Origin of the sequence: Acidovorax benzenivorans (assembly GCF_028680575.1) — a bacterium.
Classification (GTDB): Bacteria; Pseudomonadota; Gammaproteobacteria; order Burkholderiales; family Burkholderiaceae_C; genus Acidovorax; species Acidovorax benzenivorans.
In genome coordinates this window covers 374,033-390,660 of record NZ_JAPCKI010000005.1, presented here as the reverse complement: position 1 = coordinate 390,660, position 16,628 = coordinate 374,033, and the positions used below count along the sequence as shown (strand labels likewise).

At 63.2% G+C, this 16,628-nt stretch carries 17 protein-coding genes; 15 read left to right on the top strand and 2 right to left on the bottom strand.

What is annotated here, in order from left to right:
• Nucleotides 1-96: 96 nt before the first annotated feature.
• Entirely contained in the window at nucleotides 97-546 is a 450-nt protein-coding gene (locus OIN59_RS12005; RefSeq protein ID WP_274110563.1) for a helix-turn-helix domain-containing protein, read from the bottom strand.
• Between the two features lie 193 nt (nucleotides 547-739).
• Here OIN59_RS12005 and OIN59_RS12000 point away from each other — a divergent pair, with 193 nt between their 5' ends.
• Genes OIN59_RS12000 through OIN59_RS11990 form a run of 3 tightly spaced genes read left to right on the top strand, consistent with a single transcriptional unit; the run spans nucleotide 740 to nucleotide 2,666 of the window.
• Nucleotides 740-1,444, top strand: a complete 705-nt coding sequence (locus tag OIN59_RS12000; RefSeq protein ID WP_274110560.1) for an XRE family transcriptional regulator — start codon at nucleotides 740-742, stop codon at nucleotides 1,442-1,444.
• Nucleotides 1,445-1,457: 13 nt separating this feature from the next.
• Nucleotides 1,458-1,805 (top strand): hypothetical protein, encoded by a 348-nt coding sequence (locus OIN59_RS11995; RefSeq protein WP_274110558.1) that lies wholly within the window; start codon nucleotides 1,458-1,460, stop codon nucleotides 1,803-1,805.
• Between the two features lie 24 nt (nucleotides 1,806-1,829).
• A complete protein-coding gene (locus tag OIN59_RS11990) occupies nucleotides 1,830-2,666 on the top strand; it encodes a hypothetical protein (protein WP_274110557.1) in 837 nt (278 codons plus the stop codon).
• A 307-nt stretch (nucleotides 2,667-2,973) separates the two neighbouring features.
• Here OIN59_RS11990 and OIN59_RS11985 read toward each other — a convergent pair whose 3' ends face one another.
• Nucleotides 2,974-3,270, bottom strand: coding sequence for a hypothetical protein (locus OIN59_RS11985; protein WP_274110555.1), 297 nt, complete (start codon nucleotides 3,268-3,270; stop codon nucleotides 2,974-2,976).
• Here OIN59_RS11985 and OIN59_RS11980 point away from each other — a divergent pair.
• The 12 genes from OIN59_RS11980 to OIN59_RS11925 all read left to right on the top strand — a co-directional run bounded on the left by OIN59_RS11980 (nucleotide 3,269) and on the right by OIN59_RS11925 (nucleotide 16,625).
• Nucleotides 3,269-3,814: a glycoside hydrolase family protein gene (locus OIN59_RS11980; protein ID WP_274110553.1), complete on the top strand. Its 546-nt coding sequence runs from the start codon at nucleotides 3,269-3,271 to the stop codon at nucleotides 3,812-3,814. The genes OIN59_RS11985 and OIN59_RS11980 overlap by 2 nt on opposite strands.
• A gap of 64 nt (nucleotides 3,815-3,878) precedes the next feature.
• Nucleotides 3,879-6,851 carry a hypothetical protein gene (locus tag OIN59_RS11975; RefSeq protein WP_274110551.1) on the top strand — a complete coding sequence of 991 codons (2,973 nt, stop codon included), beginning with the start codon at nucleotides 3,879-3,881 and terminating at the stop codon, nucleotides 6,849-6,851.
• A 3-nt stretch (nucleotides 6,852-6,854) separates the two neighbouring features.
• On the top strand, nucleotides 6,855-7,838 hold the full coding sequence (locus OIN59_RS11970; RefSeq protein WP_274110549.1) for a hypothetical protein: 984 nt from the start codon (nucleotides 6,855-6,857) through the stop codon (nucleotides 7,836-7,838).
• A 14-nt stretch (nucleotides 7,839-7,852) separates the two neighbouring features.
• On the top strand, nucleotides 7,853-9,847 hold the full coding sequence (locus OIN59_RS11965; protein WP_274110547.1) for a TonB-dependent receptor: 1,995 nt from the start codon (nucleotides 7,853-7,855) through the stop codon (nucleotides 9,845-9,847).
• A 159-nt stretch (nucleotides 9,848-10,006) separates the two neighbouring features.
• On the top strand, nucleotides 10,007-11,167 hold the full coding sequence (locus OIN59_RS11960) for a PepSY-associated TM helix domain-containing protein (protein ID WP_274110545.1): 1,161 nt from the start codon (nucleotides 10,007-10,009) through the stop codon (nucleotides 11,165-11,167).
• A gap of 40 nt (nucleotides 11,168-11,207) precedes the next feature.
• Nucleotides 11,208-12,062, top strand: a complete 855-nt coding sequence (locus OIN59_RS11955) for a hypothetical protein (protein WP_274110543.1) — start codon at nucleotides 11,208-11,210, stop codon at nucleotides 12,060-12,062.
• The gene (locus OIN59_RS11950) at nucleotides 12,059-12,433 is read left to right on the top strand and encodes a hypothetical protein (RefSeq protein ID WP_274110541.1); all 375 of its coding nucleotides are present in this window, start codon (nucleotides 12,059-12,061) and stop codon (nucleotides 12,431-12,433) included. The genes OIN59_RS11955 and OIN59_RS11950 overlap by 4 nt, the downstream gene beginning before the upstream one ends.
• A gap of 173 nt (nucleotides 12,434-12,606) precedes the next feature.
• Nucleotides 12,607-13,251 carry a trimeric intracellular cation channel family protein gene (locus tag OIN59_RS11945; RefSeq protein WP_274110539.1) on the top strand — a complete coding sequence of 215 codons (645 nt, stop codon included), beginning with the start codon at nucleotides 12,607-12,609 and terminating at the stop codon, nucleotides 13,249-13,251.
• Nucleotides 13,252-13,355: 104 nt separating this feature from the next.
• Nucleotides 13,356-14,042: a transglutaminase-like domain-containing protein gene (locus OIN59_RS11940; protein ID WP_274110537.1), complete on the top strand. Its 687-nt coding sequence runs from the start codon at nucleotides 13,356-13,358 to the stop codon at nucleotides 14,040-14,042.
• Nucleotides 14,042-14,503, top strand: a complete 462-nt coding sequence (locus tag OIN59_RS11935) for a PaaI family thioesterase (protein WP_274110535.1) — start codon at nucleotides 14,042-14,044, stop codon at nucleotides 14,501-14,503. Before OIN59_RS11940 ends, OIN59_RS11935 begins: the two co-directional genes overlap by 1 nt.
• 287 nt (nucleotides 14,504-14,790) lie before the next feature.
• Entirely contained in the window at nucleotides 14,791-15,339 is a 549-nt protein-coding gene (locus OIN59_RS11930) for a helix-turn-helix transcriptional regulator (protein WP_274110533.1), read from the top strand.
• A complete protein-coding gene (locus OIN59_RS11925) occupies nucleotides 15,336-16,625 on the top strand; it encodes a type II toxin-antitoxin system HipA family toxin (protein WP_274110531.1) in 1,290 nt (429 codons plus the stop codon). The genes OIN59_RS11930 and OIN59_RS11925 overlap by 4 nt, the downstream gene beginning before the upstream one ends.
• Nucleotides 16,626-16,628: the final 3 nt, after the last annotated feature.

Genomic DNA, 16,628 nt, shown 5'->3' with positions numbered 1-16,628 from the left:
GCCAATCATGTCCATGGTGATCACCTTGAATCCCTGCTGAAATTCTCAGCAGGTCAGTGGAACACCCTGGTCAATTTTGGATTGGCACTTTGCGGTTTAGCTGGTCAAGATTGCATCGGCACCAACAGTGTGGATCACCTTGTCGGCCACGCGCGCCGTGCTGGCCGTGCCCTTGCCGTATTCCCCGCTGCCGTTGAGAACCTGGCTCAAGGTGGCTGGGCTGATGCCAAGCGTCTTTGCCACCTGGGTGCGTTGCTGTTGCTTGCGGATACGGCCGGAACTGGTCACCTTGATCTTGACCGTCCTGGCTTGAGCCTTCGCGCGGGGGGCGAGATAACGCGAGGGCCAGATTTCATTGGCTGGCTTGCCTAACGCTTCGGCGACGATTTGCTCAGCAGCCCACCAATGCGTGGAAAGCACGCGCTGAAAGTGTGAATAGCCGTGCTCTTTGGCGAGCTGACGAAGGCTCACACCTTTCTTTTCGAGTGCGGCTTTGACATCCGCTGGATGCCAATCTGTCTGCTGCATACATTTTTGTGTGTTCATGGTCATGATGGTAAACACAAATAAATGTTCTCGCAAGCATTTGATGCACACAAAAGAGTGTATTTAGTCCAGGTGGAGTGTTGCCTTTCTCTGCGCGTGGTGGTAGCAGGTGTTTCTGTTTCAACTTGCGCATGCTTTAATGTGTTCATGGACACACTAAAATGTTTGCATCGCCTTGTGAGGTGTTGAAGCCATGGACCGACCTAGTAACGAACTCCGCGACGCCTACGCGGCATCCTTAGGTGAACGAATCCGGTCCTGCCGTGGAGGCGTCACCCGAGAAGAGTTCGCACGCAAACTCGATCTCCACGTAAACACCATCGGGAAGTTCGAACGCGGCATCACCATCCCTGATGCGTTTGCGCTGCTTCGTATGGCTGAGATTGGGAAATGTCCGGCAGAGTGGCTGCTGACCGGCAAGGTGAAGTCCGACAAGATCGACCGCAGTGTTCATGCAGTGGAATCGGGCGACTACATCTACGTCCCACACTTCGATGTGGCGATGTCAGCTGGCAATGGCGTCTTTTGCGACGTTGAGCGGGTAGTAGCCATGCGTCCGTTTGAAGCCAAGTTCATCCGTCAAGACCTGGGTATCAGCCACAACGAACTGGCCCTCGTGTCCGTCGTGGGCAACTCGATGGAGCCATTGCTGCGCTCCCGCGATACGACCATGCTGGACCTTCTCGCCAAGGGCGTGACCACAGAGGGCATCCATGCCATCCGACTTGATGGCGCGCTGATGCTCAAGCAAGTGCAGCGCTTGCCCGGCAAGGTGCTGCGGGTCAGCAGTGCCAACCCAGAGTACGCACCGTTTGAGATTGACGGCTCGGAGGACGAGTCCGAGCGGGATTTCATGGTGCTTGGTCGTGTGCGCTGGGGCGGCGTGACATTCAACTGACGATAGGCATGCCATGAAGACAACCAATGCGGCCATCACTGCAGCAGTGCTCATGTTGAGCACGCTGGGTACGGCGTATGGAAAAACCATAAGCGAAGAGCAGGCGCTCCGCACTTGTCAAAAGACGCTCAAGCAGGCCGCTCGTGATCCAGAGACCGCCGTAGTCCCGGACGTGGGCGCCATGCGTGGTGGTGCTGACAGGCGATTTCTTTGGAATGCAAATTCCCGCCTTGTGCGTATGCGCAATGGCATGGGCATTGAGGTCGGCGTGATCGCACTATGCGTCGTTGATGAAGAAACGGGGAGGATCAAGCTGCTGACGCTCGACAGCAAGCAGCTAATTTCCCCAGGAAATCCGTAGGCAACAGTACAGAAAAACTCTCTCATGCAGCAAAACTCACAAGAAATCTTCTGGCGCAGTTTCGACAGTCTCAACGGGGGGGACTCTTGGTGCCGAGGTCAACTGGCGGTACTCTGCGGGGAGCTCGGGCTGGAAGGAGTACACAGCCAACTTGAGCTTGAACGCACTTCTGGTTCAAGAAAAAGTGAGGCCGATATGCTGCTTGCGGGCTTTTACCGACTTGATCCAGGAGCGCTAAAAGCTGCAACGACAGATGCACAGCACCGTCACAATGAGCTGCTGGCAGCATTTCGGAGTTGCGAGGCCGCCGAGCAAAAATTACAGGCCACCAGAGCCGCTTGGGAGTCCGCTGCCACAGCACTCAAGCTGACCATCGATTCCCTCCAGCCAAAGGTAGATGCTGCAGAGGATATACGCAGCAGGCAGTTTCTACCTTGGGCTCCAATCATCCATTTTTCTCGCCCTCTTGGACCAAAGGCATTTCTAGATTCGCCAGAGTCATTGAAGAAAAGTCGGGATCAGTTTGATGCGAAGATTAAAAATTTCCGCGAGCTTTACGATTACGCGTACTGGCTTAGGCTTGATGCCGAAAGTCCGAATTTTTCTGTTTTCGAAAGTGCGCTCAAGCGGGTAAATGATGCGCAGAAAAATTTTGAACTCGGACTTGCTCGCAAACAGCATCTAGACAATGCCTTTCAGACCGCACGAGACAGCTATTTTGCGTCGATCAGTAGTTTGCAACAGCTATTTTTTAATCTCACGGTTGGTCAACGCGTAGCCCTCTTTTCGTTGATGCACAGAGAAATCCCGATGTCAGAATTTCGAGTGGGTGTACCAGCCGATTTGCTTGAAATCACTTGACCAAGGCCGGGAATCGCACCTCCAGCCAGATAGTATTTATTAGTCAGGCCAGCACATGCTGGCCTTAGTTTTTTGTGCCCCGACCTCGACAGTCGCGGCATGGGAATCACCACTTCTTTCCTCCTGGGCATCTTCACGGTGCAGCTGCTCGCGGCTGTTGTTGCGTTGCGTTTTTTGGTCGCAGCATGGTTGCGGCATCAGGTTGCGCTTGTCGTGGCACAGGAGTGGTCGAAGGAGAATTGTCGGTACTCAGCCGATCAGTCTTTTGGTGAAAGTGGCGGCCGAGTCTATGCGGCCGCCATTGCTGCTATTGAGGCTTCTGCAGCTCTTCGATCAACGCACGGCGGAACGCTGCAATGTTCTTCGCTGCGTCCTGGGCATCCTCCTCTGAACCCAGAGGCATCCCGCCTAGCGGATGTTCCTGATGCTTCAGGAGAAGTCCGATGACGTCGTGGCTGAATGCTATCGCTTCGTTTTCTGTTAAAGCTCTCATGAGTGCCCCTTTCGTTGGCATTGGTGGTGGTGAGAAACGACCATTGTCCAACGTCAGGCGGCGCTCACCAATGCTGGGAAACACAACACCCCGCCAGATCGTCGCAGTCATGTCGCTCTCAGCGGCCGGGCTGGTGGGCCTGGTGGTGCATGAGAGCTACACCGACAAAGCCATCGTCCCCACCCAAGGCGACCGCCCCACAGTGGGCTTCGGTAGCACCATTCATGAGAACGGAGCGCCTGTAAAGATGGGCGACACCACCACCCCAGTGCGTGCACTCATCAAGGCGCATACCCACATTACCAAGGATGAGGCAGCTTTCCGCGACAGCCTGCCTGGCGTGGCGCTCCACCAGGGCGAATACGACCTGTACCTTGACTGGGTGTACCAGTACGGCATGGGCGCCTGGCGCACATCCGCCATGCGGCGTGAGCTGCTCGCGGGCAACTACAAGCCCGCGTGCGATGGCCTTCTCGACTACCGCAAGCTGACCAGCACCCGCCAGGAGGGGCCGGGCTGGACCGTGAGCAGGCGTGATGCCCAGGGCAAGCCAGTGCGCTGGGAGTTCGACTGCAGCACGCCCGGAAACAAGGTCTGCCGGAGCGTGTGGACCCGCCAGCTTGAGCGCCACAAGAAGTGTATGGAGTTGCAGTGATGGGAAAGCTCAAACGCCTTTTTTGGGCTGTCGCATCTGCCGTCGTTGTCGCCTTCGTTGGGGCATGCTCACCTCGGGCGGCACGGCGGCAACCATGGCCCAGGGCGCCGGGATGATGGCTGGCGTACTGGGGCCGATTGCGCTGGGCATCGCTGCGCTCACGTCGATCATTGGCAAGACGAAGGGCGAGACCCGTGTGGGCGGGCAGTTTGGCGTGGCGTATGACGGCGGCGTCTACAACCAGCGGCGCGGCCAGGCCTATACCTACGAGGGGCAGCAGTTCGACCGGGACTTTTCCAACGGTGCGCGTGTGGGCCTCACAGACGGCCAGGCATATCGCCTGGAAGGCGACAAGGTTGCCAATGAGCAGGCACTGCGCGACGCGGTGGCTGGCACGGCCAGCACCATCAATGACTTGCTCAAGGGCATTGGCAGCTCGCTGTCGCTCACGGGGTTCTCTGCCGGACTAGAGACCAGCACCAAGGATCGCGGCGGCAATTTCGCGGGCGGCATCTTGGGCGATGGTGTGGCATTCGGCGAGTCGGGCAAGGGCGACAACTACGCAGGCACGCTCTACGAGTTGTTCAGCACGCGCAGCCCGGACTTCAAAACCGCCGTCGAGAACTTCACGTTGGACCTCAAGCAGGCGACGCTGCAGTCCATCCAGGCCGCTGCCCAGTACGCCGCCGAGAAGGGCGAAGAGTTCCCCGCGCTGATCGCCAAGAAGTTCAAGGGCGTCGATTTTGAGGCCCTGACGTCTGAACAGACCGACGAGTACCTGAACTTTGTAAACACCCAGATCGAGGGCGTGAAACGGCTGCGCCAGGCGTTTGACGCGATGGGCATGGACCACCTTGCCGAGGTGAGCTTCGATGTGGCCTCGGGGCTTGCAGAGGTGTCTGGCGGGTTCGACAACTTCCTCACCAACCTCAGCAACTTCTACACGAACTTCGTCTCGGCCGATGAGCAGCGGGCGAACATGCAGCGGGTGCTGCAGAACGCGCTCTCGGCTGTGAACCTACAGCTGCCGGACATTGATGCCACCGACGCACGGGCGCAGTACGCCGCGCTGGTGAAGGCCGCTGAGAACGACATGAGCGAGCAAGGGCGAAAGGCATATGCCGCCCTGATCGCCAATGCCGGTGCCTTTGCCAGCATCACCAAGACGGTGGAGAGTGCGACCGATGCTCTGGACAAGCAGCGCGATTCCCACCTGAAGGCGTTGGAGCGCTCGGTCGCTGCTGAAAAGAAAGCCCTGCAAACGCGCCTAGACGCCGCCCAGGACATCGTCAGCACGCTGGGTGGCCTGGTGGACATACTCCACTCGAACGTGCGAGAGCTGTACGGCCAAACCGACGCAACCCGCGCCATGCTGGCACAGCAGGGGAATGACTTCATCCTGAAGGCCTTGCAGACCGCGCAGAAAACGGGCTACCTGCCCGACGCTGATGAGTTGGCAGACGCCATCTCTGGCGCGCGCGGCTGGCTGGATGTTGCGAACTTCGGCGGTGATGCTGCCGAACGCGACTATGCAGCCAACGTGCTGGCGGGGCGCCTGCAGGGCTTGGAGCGCATTGCGGGCAAGCAGCTCACGGACGCTCAGAAGACGGTGCGCGAGCTGGAGTTTCAGACCGGCCAGCTGGACCAAGAGCTGGAATACTGGCGTGATCACCTCGCGATTGCCAACAACACCTACGAAGCGATCACCTCGGTCGCTGAAGCGGTGGAGAACCTGCGCGGTGACTTCCAGAACGGCAGCACAAAGCCAGGTGGTGCAAACACTGTGGGCGGTGGCACTACTCCCTCGGCAGGCGGCGGCGCAGTGCCCCGCGCAAACTACGGCGCAGACGAAGCCCTCACATCGTTTGAAAAATTCAAAGCCTGGTACGCCGGGATTCGCGTCAACGCCGACCCACGCGTCTTGATGAACGAGGGCTACCAAGTCCCCGATTGGATGCGTGTCCACAACGGGGCCGACGACGCAACGGACAAGGAGCAGTTTGGGTCGTACTTGTTTTTCAAGAACAACCCTCAATACGCCAAAGACCTTGAGCAGGTATACAGCACAGGCCGCTCCAGCTACGCCACCGACGGCTCAACGCTCGTCCGCAGTGATCTCTCCAAGATGCCCACGGATGTGGCGGATTACTACCGCAACAACCGTGACGAGCTGCTCGCGTCGGAGGGCTTTGGGCTCGACCCCGTGCTCGCGTACCAGCTCTACAACTTTGGGCCCCAGCAGTTTGGTCTGGATGGCAAGCGCCAGTCGTTCACGGAATGGTTGCAAACAACCAAGTGGACACCCGAAGGCCTCGTCGCCAACAACAACGTTGTGTCGTATGCCCAAATGGGCTACAGCAACTACAACCTCGCGCGCTGGGACACCAGCAGCGGCAATATCGTTGATGTGGACGGCCGGATGTACACCCCGGACGGCAAATACATCGGCAACGCCAGCCGAGCACAGCTCGACGCCATCTATGGTGCGGGCTACCAGCCCACCACGAGTGGCTCCCGGTCATCACTCTACAACTCGCAGGTGAATGGCGGCGCATCTGAAGCCGACTACTACGGCGCCATCAAGACCAACCTAGACAAAGCGATTGCCGACGGCTGGTCCGCCCAGCAGCTTGTGGACGCTGTGACGTCCACGGGGGCATCGCTGCAGGACGTCGCCGCTGCATACGGGATCAGCCTCGCGCAAGTGCAAGAGAACCTGCGCGCTGGTGGGGCCACCAACATTCCGCAGTTCAGAGGCGGCGGCTCTCACTGGGGTGGGCTGCGCATTGTGGGCGAGGACGGACCGGAGTTGGAGGCAACAGGGCCGTCGCGTATCTGGAACCAGCAGCAGCTCGCTGACGCCTTGGGCGGAGGTGGCAACGGTCGGCTTGAAGAGTTCTTCCTGAAGCTGACAACCGAAATCCAGTTGCTCAAAAGTGCCTTCGAAGTTGGTGCGAACCACAGCGGCGACACCCTTGCCCTGCTGCGCGACGTCAAGAACGGCAACGCGCTCATCGTTCAAACCGCTCCTGCCTGAACCATGTACTACATCGAACGCAACCCCATCACAGACGCCATGTTCCTGGAAGGCTCTGTCCCTGAGCCCGCCCCATCAGAGCCTGCATGGGTCAGCGGCACCGCCTATCCGATCATCGGCACAGAAGTCACGCGGGCAAACATCCACCGTGTGTTCCGCAGTGCCGTAGAGATACCTGCAGGCACAGTGGTGGTGCCCGAGCAGGACCCCACACGCTGGACCGACATGCGCCCCACGCTGCGCCACCGGCCTTTTGGCCCCCACCTGCGGGCCGATGGCATGCTGTTCTACAAGCACCAGCCAGTGCAGAGCACCACGGAGGACATCAGCTACCGGTTACGCCAGCGGTATGCGAACGCGGTTGCCATCTTTGGCGCCAAGGGCGCGCACTGGCGCGTGCGTGTTTACAAGTTCGACGGTGGCCCTCTGGCGGTAGAACACACCGGCCGTATCAAGTCTGCCGCGCGGGGCTTCTGGGACTACCGCTTCGGGCAGCGCACCACGACCGACCGCGTCTTGGTCCACGGGCTCCCGATCTTCCCTGCGGCCGTGGTGCACGTCACGATTGAGGGCACGGGGACCCAGCTGCGCGCCGTCTCGCAGATCGAAGTTGGCAAGCTGCGCTACATCCCGGGCGTGGACCTTGAAGGGCCGGAGAGCGGCGTGGAGTTCGGACTGGTCCGCGCGCCCCGTGTGCTCACCAGCCGCAAGGCCGACGAGAACGGAAGCACCTCGGTGCTGATCTATGGCGCCACCTGCGACATGAGCGGTACAGCCGCACTGAGCAGCAAGAACGAAGACTCGGCGCTTTACCAACTGCTGCGCCTGGTTGGCAAGGGCGTTGCATTCACACCCACGCTGCTGCCCGGCTACCGGCAAAGCCTGCTTTTCGGGATTCTCAAGAGCGCCCCCATGTCGCGGGACAACGCCCGCACGTCCTCGTTCCGCTTCGAGATCGAGGGCCTGCCGACCACCTCTCCAAACTGACCCACACGACCGATATGCCAACCCCGATCACACCCATCGAAGCCGCGCCACAGGTACCGGACTCCAGCCAGGACGAGCCGATCTTTGACGAGGCGCAGGAGAACTTCTATCTGTGGGAGAAAGACAAGCTCGCCCCGGGCGCCAATGCCATGGCCGCTGCAACCTTCACCAACGCCACAGAAGCCGCAGCCAGTAAAGAGGCCGCGCACGCGAGCGAGCTGGCTGCAGCGGCCTCCGCGCTCACGTCGCTGGGCGGGTCGAATTTTCAGGGTGATTGGCTCGCTCTTCCTGGCGCGCCGCTCAATCGGCCAGCAAGTGTGGCGCACGCTGGGCGCATTTGGCTGCTGCTGCAAGACCTCGAAAACGTGGCGCTGGCTGGCCAGGTGCAGCCCGGCGGCATCGTCAACGCGGTGAGCAAGCGGCCCAAGAAGGAGGCGATCAACGAAGTGGGCGTGGAGGTGGGCAGCTTTGGCCAGCGCACGCTGCAAGCAGACATCAACCGGCCACTGTCAGAATCGGGCAAGACGGCGCTGCGCATCAACGCCCAGGTGTCCAACGCCGACGACCCCACGCAGTTCGTGTACCGCAAGGACCGCTGGTTTGCGCCGTCGCTGTCCATCGACCTGGGCGCGCAGACCGACCTGGTGCTGTTTGCCACCTACAGCCAAAGTGAATGGATGCGCCAGCAGGGCATCACGCCCTACGGCACGCTGCTGCCCAACCGCAACGGCACCCTGTCACGCACCATGTTCACGGGCGACCCGAGCTTTGGCGTATATGACGTGGAGAGCACCACGGTGGGCTATGCGCTGGAGCACAAGGTGTCGGACGCCATGACCTTCCGCCAGAACGTGCGCTACGAGACCGAGAAGGGCACGGGCAACTTCATCTCCAACCTGGCGCTACAGGCTAACCAGCGGCTGCAAAACCGCCAGGCATCGCGCCAGTACATGGACTACGACCTGCTTGCCACCGACACCTCGCTGCTCACACGCTTCGAGGCGCTGGGCGTCAAGCACCAGCTCGTCACGGGCCTGGACGTGCGCAGCGGCCACAGCCTGCTGGCCAGCCGCACCTGCCGCATCGGCGCGCTGGATTTGTTCGCGCCCGTCTATGGCATGCAGGCCACCTGCCCCGCAGCGCTGACCAGCGATGCACCGTCCAAGCTCACCGTAGCCGGGCTGTATGCACAAGACCAGATCAAGTTCGGCCAGGGCTGGACGGCCCTGGTGGGCCTGCGCCGCGACTGGTCCACCAACGACACCAACAACCGCGTGGCCAACACACAAACCCGCCAGAAGGACAGCGCCACCACGCTGTCCGCCGGGCTGGTGTATGAGTTCAAGCCGGGCTGGTCGGTCTATGGCAGCTATGGCGAGTCGTTCTTGCCCGTGTCGGGCCTGGCCTTCGGCGGATCGCCCTTTGTGCCCGAGACGGGCAAGCAGTGGGAGGCGGGCGTGAAGTACGAGTCGCCCAACGGCCAGATCACCGGCGCGCTCGCCATCTTCGACCTGGTACGCCAGAACGTGACCACGGCCGACCTGGTGAACACGGGCTTCAGCGTGCAGACCGGCGAGCAACGCGCACGGGGGCTGGAGCTGGAGCTGGGCGCGGACCTGAAGAACGGCTGGAAGCTGACCAGCGCCTACACCTACACGCAGACCAAGGTCACGCGCGACAACAACGCTGCCATCGTCGGCCTGCCGCTCAACCTCACGCCGCGCCACACGCTCACGGCCTGGGCCACGTACAAGCTGCCGCAGTACCAGCGCGTGACGCTGGGCCTGGGCGGGCGCTACGTGAGCGAGCAGATCGGCTCGTACCCGTTCACGCTGCCGTCGTACTTTGTGGCCGATGCCTCGGTCAGCTACGTGGGCGAGAACTACCGTGTGACGGCGGGGGTCAAGAACGTGTTCAACAAGGCGTACTACGACGGAGCGATCAATGCCAACGTGGTGTCTCCGTCACTGCCGCGCAACTTCAGCCTGGGCGTGACGTACTTCTTCTGACGGCCGCTTCAAAGTCTTTGGCATGTCCTTCCCGCCGTTCGCCCTGAGCCTGTCGAAGGGCTACCCAATGTGCTGTGCCCTGGCTTCGACAGGCTCAGCCCGAACGGTTGGGGAATGAGCCCAAGCCCCTCCCCAATAGCCGCCGTTACACCGCCCACCATGACCAGCCAGCGCACCTTGAACCGCCTCTTTACCCTGCACTCCTGGGCGGGCATCGTCACGGGGCTGCTGCTGTTTATCGTGTGCTTCTCGGGTGCGGTGGTGGTGTTCAAGAACGAGATCGACCTGTGGGCCAACCCGTCGCTGGCGCAGCTGCCGCGCTCTGCCACGCCAGCGTCGCTGGACGCAGTGCTGACGCAGCTGCACACCCGCTACCCCGGCGCCACGGTGGAGACCATTGCGCTGCCCGATGCGGTCAACGCCAGCTACTTCGCGTTTGTGCGCGAGCGCGGGGCACCTGCGAACACGCGCACCAAGGTGGCCTTGCGCTCGGATACGGGCACGGTAGTTGGCCCGGTGGACAGCCAGCTGGGCCAATACCTGCGCATGCTGCATGTGTTCCTGTTCTTCGGACCGCGCTGGATCGTGGGCTTTCTGGGTGCTGCGATGCTGGTGCTGATTGCCACAGGCATCGTCATCCACCGCAAGATCCTGGCCGAGCTGTTCACGCAGCGCTGGGGCCGCAGCTTTCGCGTGGTGATGTCGGACCTGCACAAGTCTGCGGGCATCTGGGGGCTGGGCTTTCACATCCTGATCGCGGCCACGGGGGCGTGGATGGGACTGACGCCGCTGTTCGAGCAGGGCACCAAATACCTGACCACCACCGCCACCATCACCGAAGCTGCAGCTGCAAAGCCCGCGCGCAAGGCCGCTGGCGATGCCGCCGAGCCCGTGCCCATGCAGTCGCTGGATGCGCTGTACGCCACCGCGCAGCAGGCTGTGCCGGGGCTGGAGGCGCGTTATGTGTCGCTGCGACGCTGGGGCACGAGCACGGCCGAGGCGGGCTTTACCGGTAACCTGCAGGGCCACCTGGCCAGCACTGCGCGGGTGGACATCCACGCCGCCACCGGCGCGCCCAAGAAGGTGCACGACCCACGCACGGCGGGCTTCTGGTCGCTGGTCAACGGACTCATGGAGCCGCTGCACTTTGGTGACTTTGGCGGGCTGGCGCTGAAGTGGCTGTATTTCTTTTTGGGCATGACCCCCGCGTTTTTATCGGTCTCGGGCACGCTGATCTGGCTGGATGCACGCCAGCAGCGCAGGCGCGAGGCCGAGGCGGCGCAGGGCACATCGACCGGCGAAATCGCGGCTGCGGGTTGACACCGCATTACTCGCTCCATTTTCTGCAGCCCTACCGTCCATGCAACGTTTCTTCCTGGCCCTGCACGCCACCACACCCGCCGCGCTCATCGTGGCGGTGTTCGTGCACCTGTGGGGGCCTTCGGGCCTGCCCTCGCTGGCGCAGCGGCCGGTGTGGTCGGTGTGGGCGCTCATCGGCGTGTGGCTGCTGATGTCGGCCGTGGCCGCGTGGGCGCTGCGCACGCTGGCGCTGTGGCGCGTGGCGCTGGGTGGCGCGGGCGCGCTGCTGGCCGTGGCCGGTGTGGCTGGGCTGGTGCTGGGCAGCGCGCAAGGCCCTGCCATGTTGGTCAGCCTGGTCGCCATGGGGCTGGTCTGTGGGGGCATTGCGGTTTTCATCGGGCCACAGCGGGTGCAGGCGCACCGGCGCAAGGCGTCGCGCGCTGCGGCCGTGGCTCGGTCGGGTTCTGCAGTGCACGCAACCACCGCCCACCCGCGCTGGCACCCACGCGGTTGGGCCCGCTGGGTAGGGTCAGCCCACTGGCCCTTCTGGCTGACCGGTGTGCTGGCGGTGGAATCCTTCCGCCTGGCCCACATCGTGGCCACCGAACCCGCACGGTCGTCGGGCATGCTGGGCCTGCTGCTCGCCTTCTTCGTGGCCCTGCCCGCCGCCACGCTGCGCCACTGGGCGCCCCGCACCACCGTGCTGCTGTGGGCGTTGGCCGCGCTGGCCTATGGCGGCCTGGCGGCCAAGGCCGGGCTGGTGCAGTGGGCGGTGGCGTCGGCGTTGTGCGCCTTGGCTGCGGGCGCACCCCTGCTGTTGCGCGCGCGGCGGGCGCTGCGCTGGCGGCGGGCGGGCCACGGTGCGCCGCACACGCCCAACCCAGGCACCCACCGCACCCCGCCGGAGGCCGCATGAACGAGCTCATCGGTGCCAGCGCCGCGCTGGCCTCACTGATCGCGCTGACCCGCTGGGCGCGCACCGTGCCCACCCGCGCCTGGGGCGACGGCACTCCCCCCACCACAGCAGCATCACGGCACGCCTGGGCCGTGGTCCTGGCCACCCTCGTGCTGCAGGCCCTCGCAGCCTCTGCAGCGACCGGGCTGGCGGCGGGGCTGGCGCTGGTGGCGGCTGCCTGGATGGTGCTGGGCTGGCTGCTGGTACTGGCCATGAACCAATGGCCCATCGCCAGCCTGCGCTGGGGCCACCGCCTGGGCGCCCTGGGCGGCGCGGGCTGTGTGCTGGCACTGGCCTGGCAGTTTCTGCGGGCATGGGGCGTCGCACACTGAAACACACCCAGCTCGCAAGATCAGAGACATTGGCGCATAGGTTTTGGATAAAAACAGGCTACAGCGCTTATGCAATATGCGCCAATAGCTATTTTTTTAATAGCATCCGACGCAACAGGCAGTGCGCTGCCAACCCCTGCCCGCCCCCACAGCGCCACGGCACAATCGCGCCCATGGACCTGCCACTCGACGCCCCCTGGATTCACACACTGCGCTTCACGCTGGAGGTGGCCGCCACCATTGCGTTTGCCCTGTCGGGCGTGATCATGGCGGCGCGCAAGCGGCTGGATGCCGTGGGCGTGTGTGTGGTGGCCTTTGTGGCCGCGTTTGGCGGGGGCACGTTGCGCGATTTGCTGCTGGACCAGCGGCCCTTTTTCTGGATTCGCCACACCGAATTCGTCTGGGGCATCCTCGCGCTGTGCATCGGCGCCATGCTGTTCATGCGCCAGCGGCACTTTCAGCCCACCGAGCGCGCCATGCTGCTGCCCGATGCCATCGGCCTGGGCCTGTTTGCCGCTGTGGGGGTGGACATTGCCACCGCCGTCGGCATGCCACCGATCATCAGCGTGATGATGGGCGTGACCACGGGTGTGTTTGGCGGCGTGCTGCGCGACGTGTTGTGCAACGAGGTGCCCCAAGCCTTCAGCGACCACCGGCCCTACGCGCTGTGCGCCTTCGCGGGCGGCTGGGCCGACGTGGCCCTGCGCCAGGTGCAGGCGCCGGACTGGGCGCCGCTGGTGGCCTGTGTGCTGCTGACGGCCGGGCTGCGCGGGCTGGCGCTGTGGCGCAACTGGGAACTACCGGCGTGGCGGGTGTAGCGGGCACATCCAACCCCTGCCGCACAAGGCTGGCGCGCCTGTGACAGCATCTGGTGCCCAGGGCCCGCACACTGGCCCCGTCCGACTGCAGGAGACAAACCACAATGACCACCACCCCCACGCCCGCCCACCTGCGCGCCACGGCCCTCATCGACAGCGACGCCCCCACCGTCCAGGCCTTTGCCGCTCAGCACGCGCGTGGTGCCACCGACCGCGAGCGCGCCGTGGCCCTGTACCTGGCCGTGCGCGACGGCTTTCGCTACGACCCCTACCGCATCGACCTGTCGCCCCAGGGCATGACAGCCAGCACCGTGCTGGCCAACGGCTACGGCTGGTGCGTGCCCAAGGCCGCGCTGCTTACCGCCGTGTGCCGTGCGGCGGGCATTCCGGCGCGCATGGGCTTTGCCGACGTGCGCAACCACCTCTCCACCGAGCGCATGCGCGAAACCATGAAGACCGACCTCTTCATCTGGCACGGCTACACCGACATCTGGCTCGATGGCGCCTGGCGCAAGGCCACGCCCGCGTTCAACATCGAGCTGTGCGAGCGCTTTGGCCTGCTGCCGCTGGAGTTCGACGGCGAAAACGACTCGATCTACCACCCGTTCGACAAGTCGGGCGCACGCCACATGGAATACGTGCGCCAGCGCGGCGCCTTTGACGACATGCCGCTCGCGCAGATCGTGGCGGACTTCCGCACGGTGTACGGCGGCTGGCTGCAGGGCGACGCCACCCGCAGCAGCCTGCAGGACGCCAGTTTTGCCAACGACATTGAAAAGGAAGCCCGCTGATGACGCACGCCACCGAGAACGCCACCACCACCCCCATCCCCGCAGGCTTTGCCCCGCTGGAGGCAGGTGGCCCTTACATCCAGCACAACGGCCCGCTGTATGTGCTGCACCAGGGCAATGTGGTGAAGTTCGGCTTTCGCGTGGAGCAGCGCCACACCAACCCCATGGGCAACCTGCACGGCGGCATGATGGCCACCTTTTGCGACATGCTGGTGCCCCTGTCGGTGCACCGCAAAAGCGACCAGGTGTCTGACCGCTTCTTGCCCACCATCAGCCTGCAGATCGACTATCTGGCCCCTGCCCCACTGGGCGCCTGGGTCGAGGGCGAGGCCGAGCCGCTGCGCATCACGCGCTCTCTCGTATTCGCGCAAGGCCTGGTCACGGCCGATGGCGTGCCGTGCGCGCGGGTGAGCGGGGTGTTCAAGATCGGGCCCGTGGCGCCCCGTGACGCCGTGGAGTGAACGGCCGCAGGCCCGAATGGCGGCGTGTGGCAACACGCCACCCCTGGCTGAACGCCCCGCGCTTGCGTAGCCACGCATACCATCCAGTTTCGCACTATTATTCATAGATGTTTTTTATTTTTGTATTTGCATACATCTATGAGCAATATAGCGACTTGGTATTCTCTAGCTTGAGCACTCAAATAAATTCATAGATGTTCAAAAATACTCATTTAAACTAACATCTATGAATGCCAGCACAAAACACCAAGCCCACTGACTACCCCCAGGCGGTTCTTCAGCAGATCATGTCGCTTGCCCAAAACATCGTGATCGCACGCAAGCGCCGCAAAGAGACGCAGGCCCAGTGGGCGAAGCGGCTGGGCGTGTCGCAGCCCACCATGGCGCGCATCGAACGCGGCGACCCGTCGGTGTCCATGGCGTCGTACGTGATGTGCATGTGGCTCATCAACCAGGCCCATGGGCTGGCCGACCTGATTGCGCCGCAGAACGACCTGGCCTCGCTGGAACAGGAAGTGGCCAGAACAAGGCCCCGGTCCACGGCGCGGGCTTCGGTGCAGAAACCGACGACAACAGGAAAAAAGACAGCCACCCAAACGGAGGCCAGCGAAACACAAGGAACTGCCTTTCCACCCGCATCAAAAGCCAATGCGCCAATCCATTCAGTAGCCCCGCACCTGGCAAAAGAAGAGCGTTCATTGTTCGGCACAGATCGGACGGCTGCAGCAAAGAAGGCCACACGGATAGCGGGGCTCGGCGCGGTCGAACGCACACCCAACAGCACCGCCGCAGGCCTGGCCGCACTGATCTCGGGCCAGAAGAAAGCGCGGCCATGACCCCACCCGACAACGCGCGGCAAGTCACACCGCGCTCCTACGTGCCGCAAGACACGCTGTACGTCTGGACGTTGGTCAACCCTGCACAACCCGTGCTGACGGGGGCGGTGGGCCTGTCGCAGTTGGTGCCCAACTGCGCCACCTTCAGCTACGCCGCAGATTGGTGGGAGTTTGCGCTGAGCGAAGACCTGCCCCTGCTGGCGGGACACGTGTTCAGCGCCAACCACAAAGACAGCGCACCCGGCGCCATTGACGATGCGCGGCCAGACCGTTGGGGCGAGCGCATCATCCGCCACATCGACCGCCCTGCGCGCCTGTCGATTCTGGAGATGCTGCTGTTCGCTGGTGACGACCGCTTTGGCGCTTTGGGCATCTCCACATCGGCCGATCACTACATCCCCCGCCGCATCGGACCCTATCCGCAGTTGCGCGATCTGGAGGCCATGGTGCGGGCGGTGGAAGACGTGCAGTCGCAAGTCCCGGTCACGCCAGAGATCCAGCGGCTGGTGCAGCCCGGCGTGACGCTGGGTGGGGCACGCCCCAAGGCGCTGCTGCAAACCGACAGCGGGCCCTGCGTCATCAAGTTCAGCGAGCTGGACGACGCGGTGGACACGCCCCTCATCGAGCACGCCACCATGACGCTGGCGGCCAGGGCAGGCATCCACGTGGCCACCACGGGCGTGCTGCCCATTCCATCGCGGATGGGCCGTGGGCCCCAACGCCACGCACTGACGATCGAGCGGTTTGACCGCGTGCGGCTGGACACCCTGAACCTGCGCGTGCACTGCATTTCTGCCAAGACCGCACTGGCGGCTGCGGGCCTGGCCGAAAGCTACGGCGCACTGGCCACCGTGCTGTTGCGCCAGGCACACCCCGACCGGCAAAAGGCGCAGCGCGAGGAGCTGTTTCGGCGCATGGTGTTCAACATCCTCATGGACAACACTGACGACCACGAGCGCAACCATTGCCTGCGCCTGGGCTTTGACGGCTACTACGACCTGGCCCCGGCGTTCGACGTGGTGCCCACGCTGCAAAACATGGGCTACCAGGCCATGGTGGTGGGCCAGCACGGCGCGCAATCCACGCTGGACAACGCGCTGACTGAGTTGAGCGAATTCGGCATCCCCCGAGCCAGGGCCATCGAGCTGATTCAGGAAGTTGCTCAAGCGGTAGAGCAATGGCCCCAGCATTTTCTGCAGCACGGCGTTTGCGCGGCCGACATGGAGCAACTGGCGGCCAGCATCGACCGCGATGCACTCAAACAGCAGCGCCGGGCGTTCTGCTGAGCC

What these genes read in the sequence shown, in the direction of transcription:
- OIN59_RS11950 (WP_274110541.1), top strand. Translation starts at nt 12,059, where the DNA reads ATGAACGAGCTCATCGGTGCCAGCGCCGCGCTGGCCTCACTGATCGCG.
- OIN59_RS11975 (WP_274110551.1), top strand. Translation starts at nt 3,879, where the DNA reads ATGCTCACCTCGGGCGGCACGGCGGCAACCATGGCCCAGGGCGCCGGG.
- OIN59_RS11985 (WP_274110555.1), bottom strand. Translation starts at nt 3,270, where the DNA reads ATGACTGCGACGATCTGGCGGGGTGTTGTGTTTCCCAGCATTGGTGAG.
- OIN59_RS11960 (WP_274110545.1), top strand. Translation starts at nt 10,007, where the DNA reads ATGACCAGCCAGCGCACCTTGAACCGCCTCTTTACCCTGCACTCCTGG.
- OIN59_RS11970 (WP_274110549.1), top strand. Translation starts at nt 6,855, where the DNA reads ATGTACTACATCGAACGCAACCCCATCACAGACGCCATGTTCCTGGAA.
- OIN59_RS11980 (WP_274110553.1), top strand. Translation starts at nt 3,269, where the DNA reads ATGTCGCTCTCAGCGGCCGGGCTGGTGGGCCTGGTGGTGCATGAGAGC.
- OIN59_RS11940 (WP_274110537.1), top strand. Translation starts at nt 13,356, where the DNA reads ATGACCACCACCCCCACGCCCGCCCACCTGCGCGCCACGGCCCTCATC.
- OIN59_RS11925 (WP_274110531.1), top strand. Translation starts at nt 15,336, where the DNA reads ATGACCCCACCCGACAACGCGCGGCAAGTCACACCGCGCTCCTACGTG.
- OIN59_RS11930 (WP_274110533.1), top strand. Translation starts at nt 14,791, where the DNA reads ATGTCGCTTGCCCAAAACATCGTGATCGCACGCAAGCGCCGCAAAGAG.
- OIN59_RS11935 (WP_274110535.1), top strand. Translation starts at nt 14,042, where the DNA reads ATGACGCACGCCACCGAGAACGCCACCACCACCCCCATCCCCGCAGGC.
- OIN59_RS11955 (WP_274110543.1), top strand. Translation starts at nt 11,208, where the DNA reads ATGCAACGTTTCTTCCTGGCCCTGCACGCCACCACACCCGCCGCGCTC.
- OIN59_RS11995 (WP_274110558.1), top strand. Translation starts at nt 1,458, where the DNA reads ATGAAGACAACCAATGCGGCCATCACTGCAGCAGTGCTCATGTTGAGC.
- OIN59_RS12005 (WP_274110563.1), bottom strand. Translation starts at nt 546, where the DNA reads ATGAACACACAAAAATGTATGCAGCAGACAGATTGGCATCCAGCGGAT.
- OIN59_RS11945 (WP_274110539.1), top strand. Translation starts at nt 12,607, where the DNA reads ATGGACCTGCCACTCGACGCCCCCTGGATTCACACACTGCGCTTCACG.
- OIN59_RS12000 (WP_274110560.1), top strand. Translation starts at nt 740, where the DNA reads ATGGACCGACCTAGTAACGAACTCCGCGACGCCTACGCGGCATCCTTA.
- OIN59_RS11965 (WP_274110547.1), top strand. Translation starts at nt 7,853, where the DNA reads ATGCCAACCCCGATCACACCCATCGAAGCCGCGCCACAGGTACCGGAC.
- OIN59_RS11990 (WP_274110557.1), top strand. Translation starts at nt 1,830, where the DNA reads ATGCAGCAAAACTCACAAGAAATCTTCTGGCGCAGTTTCGACAGTCTC.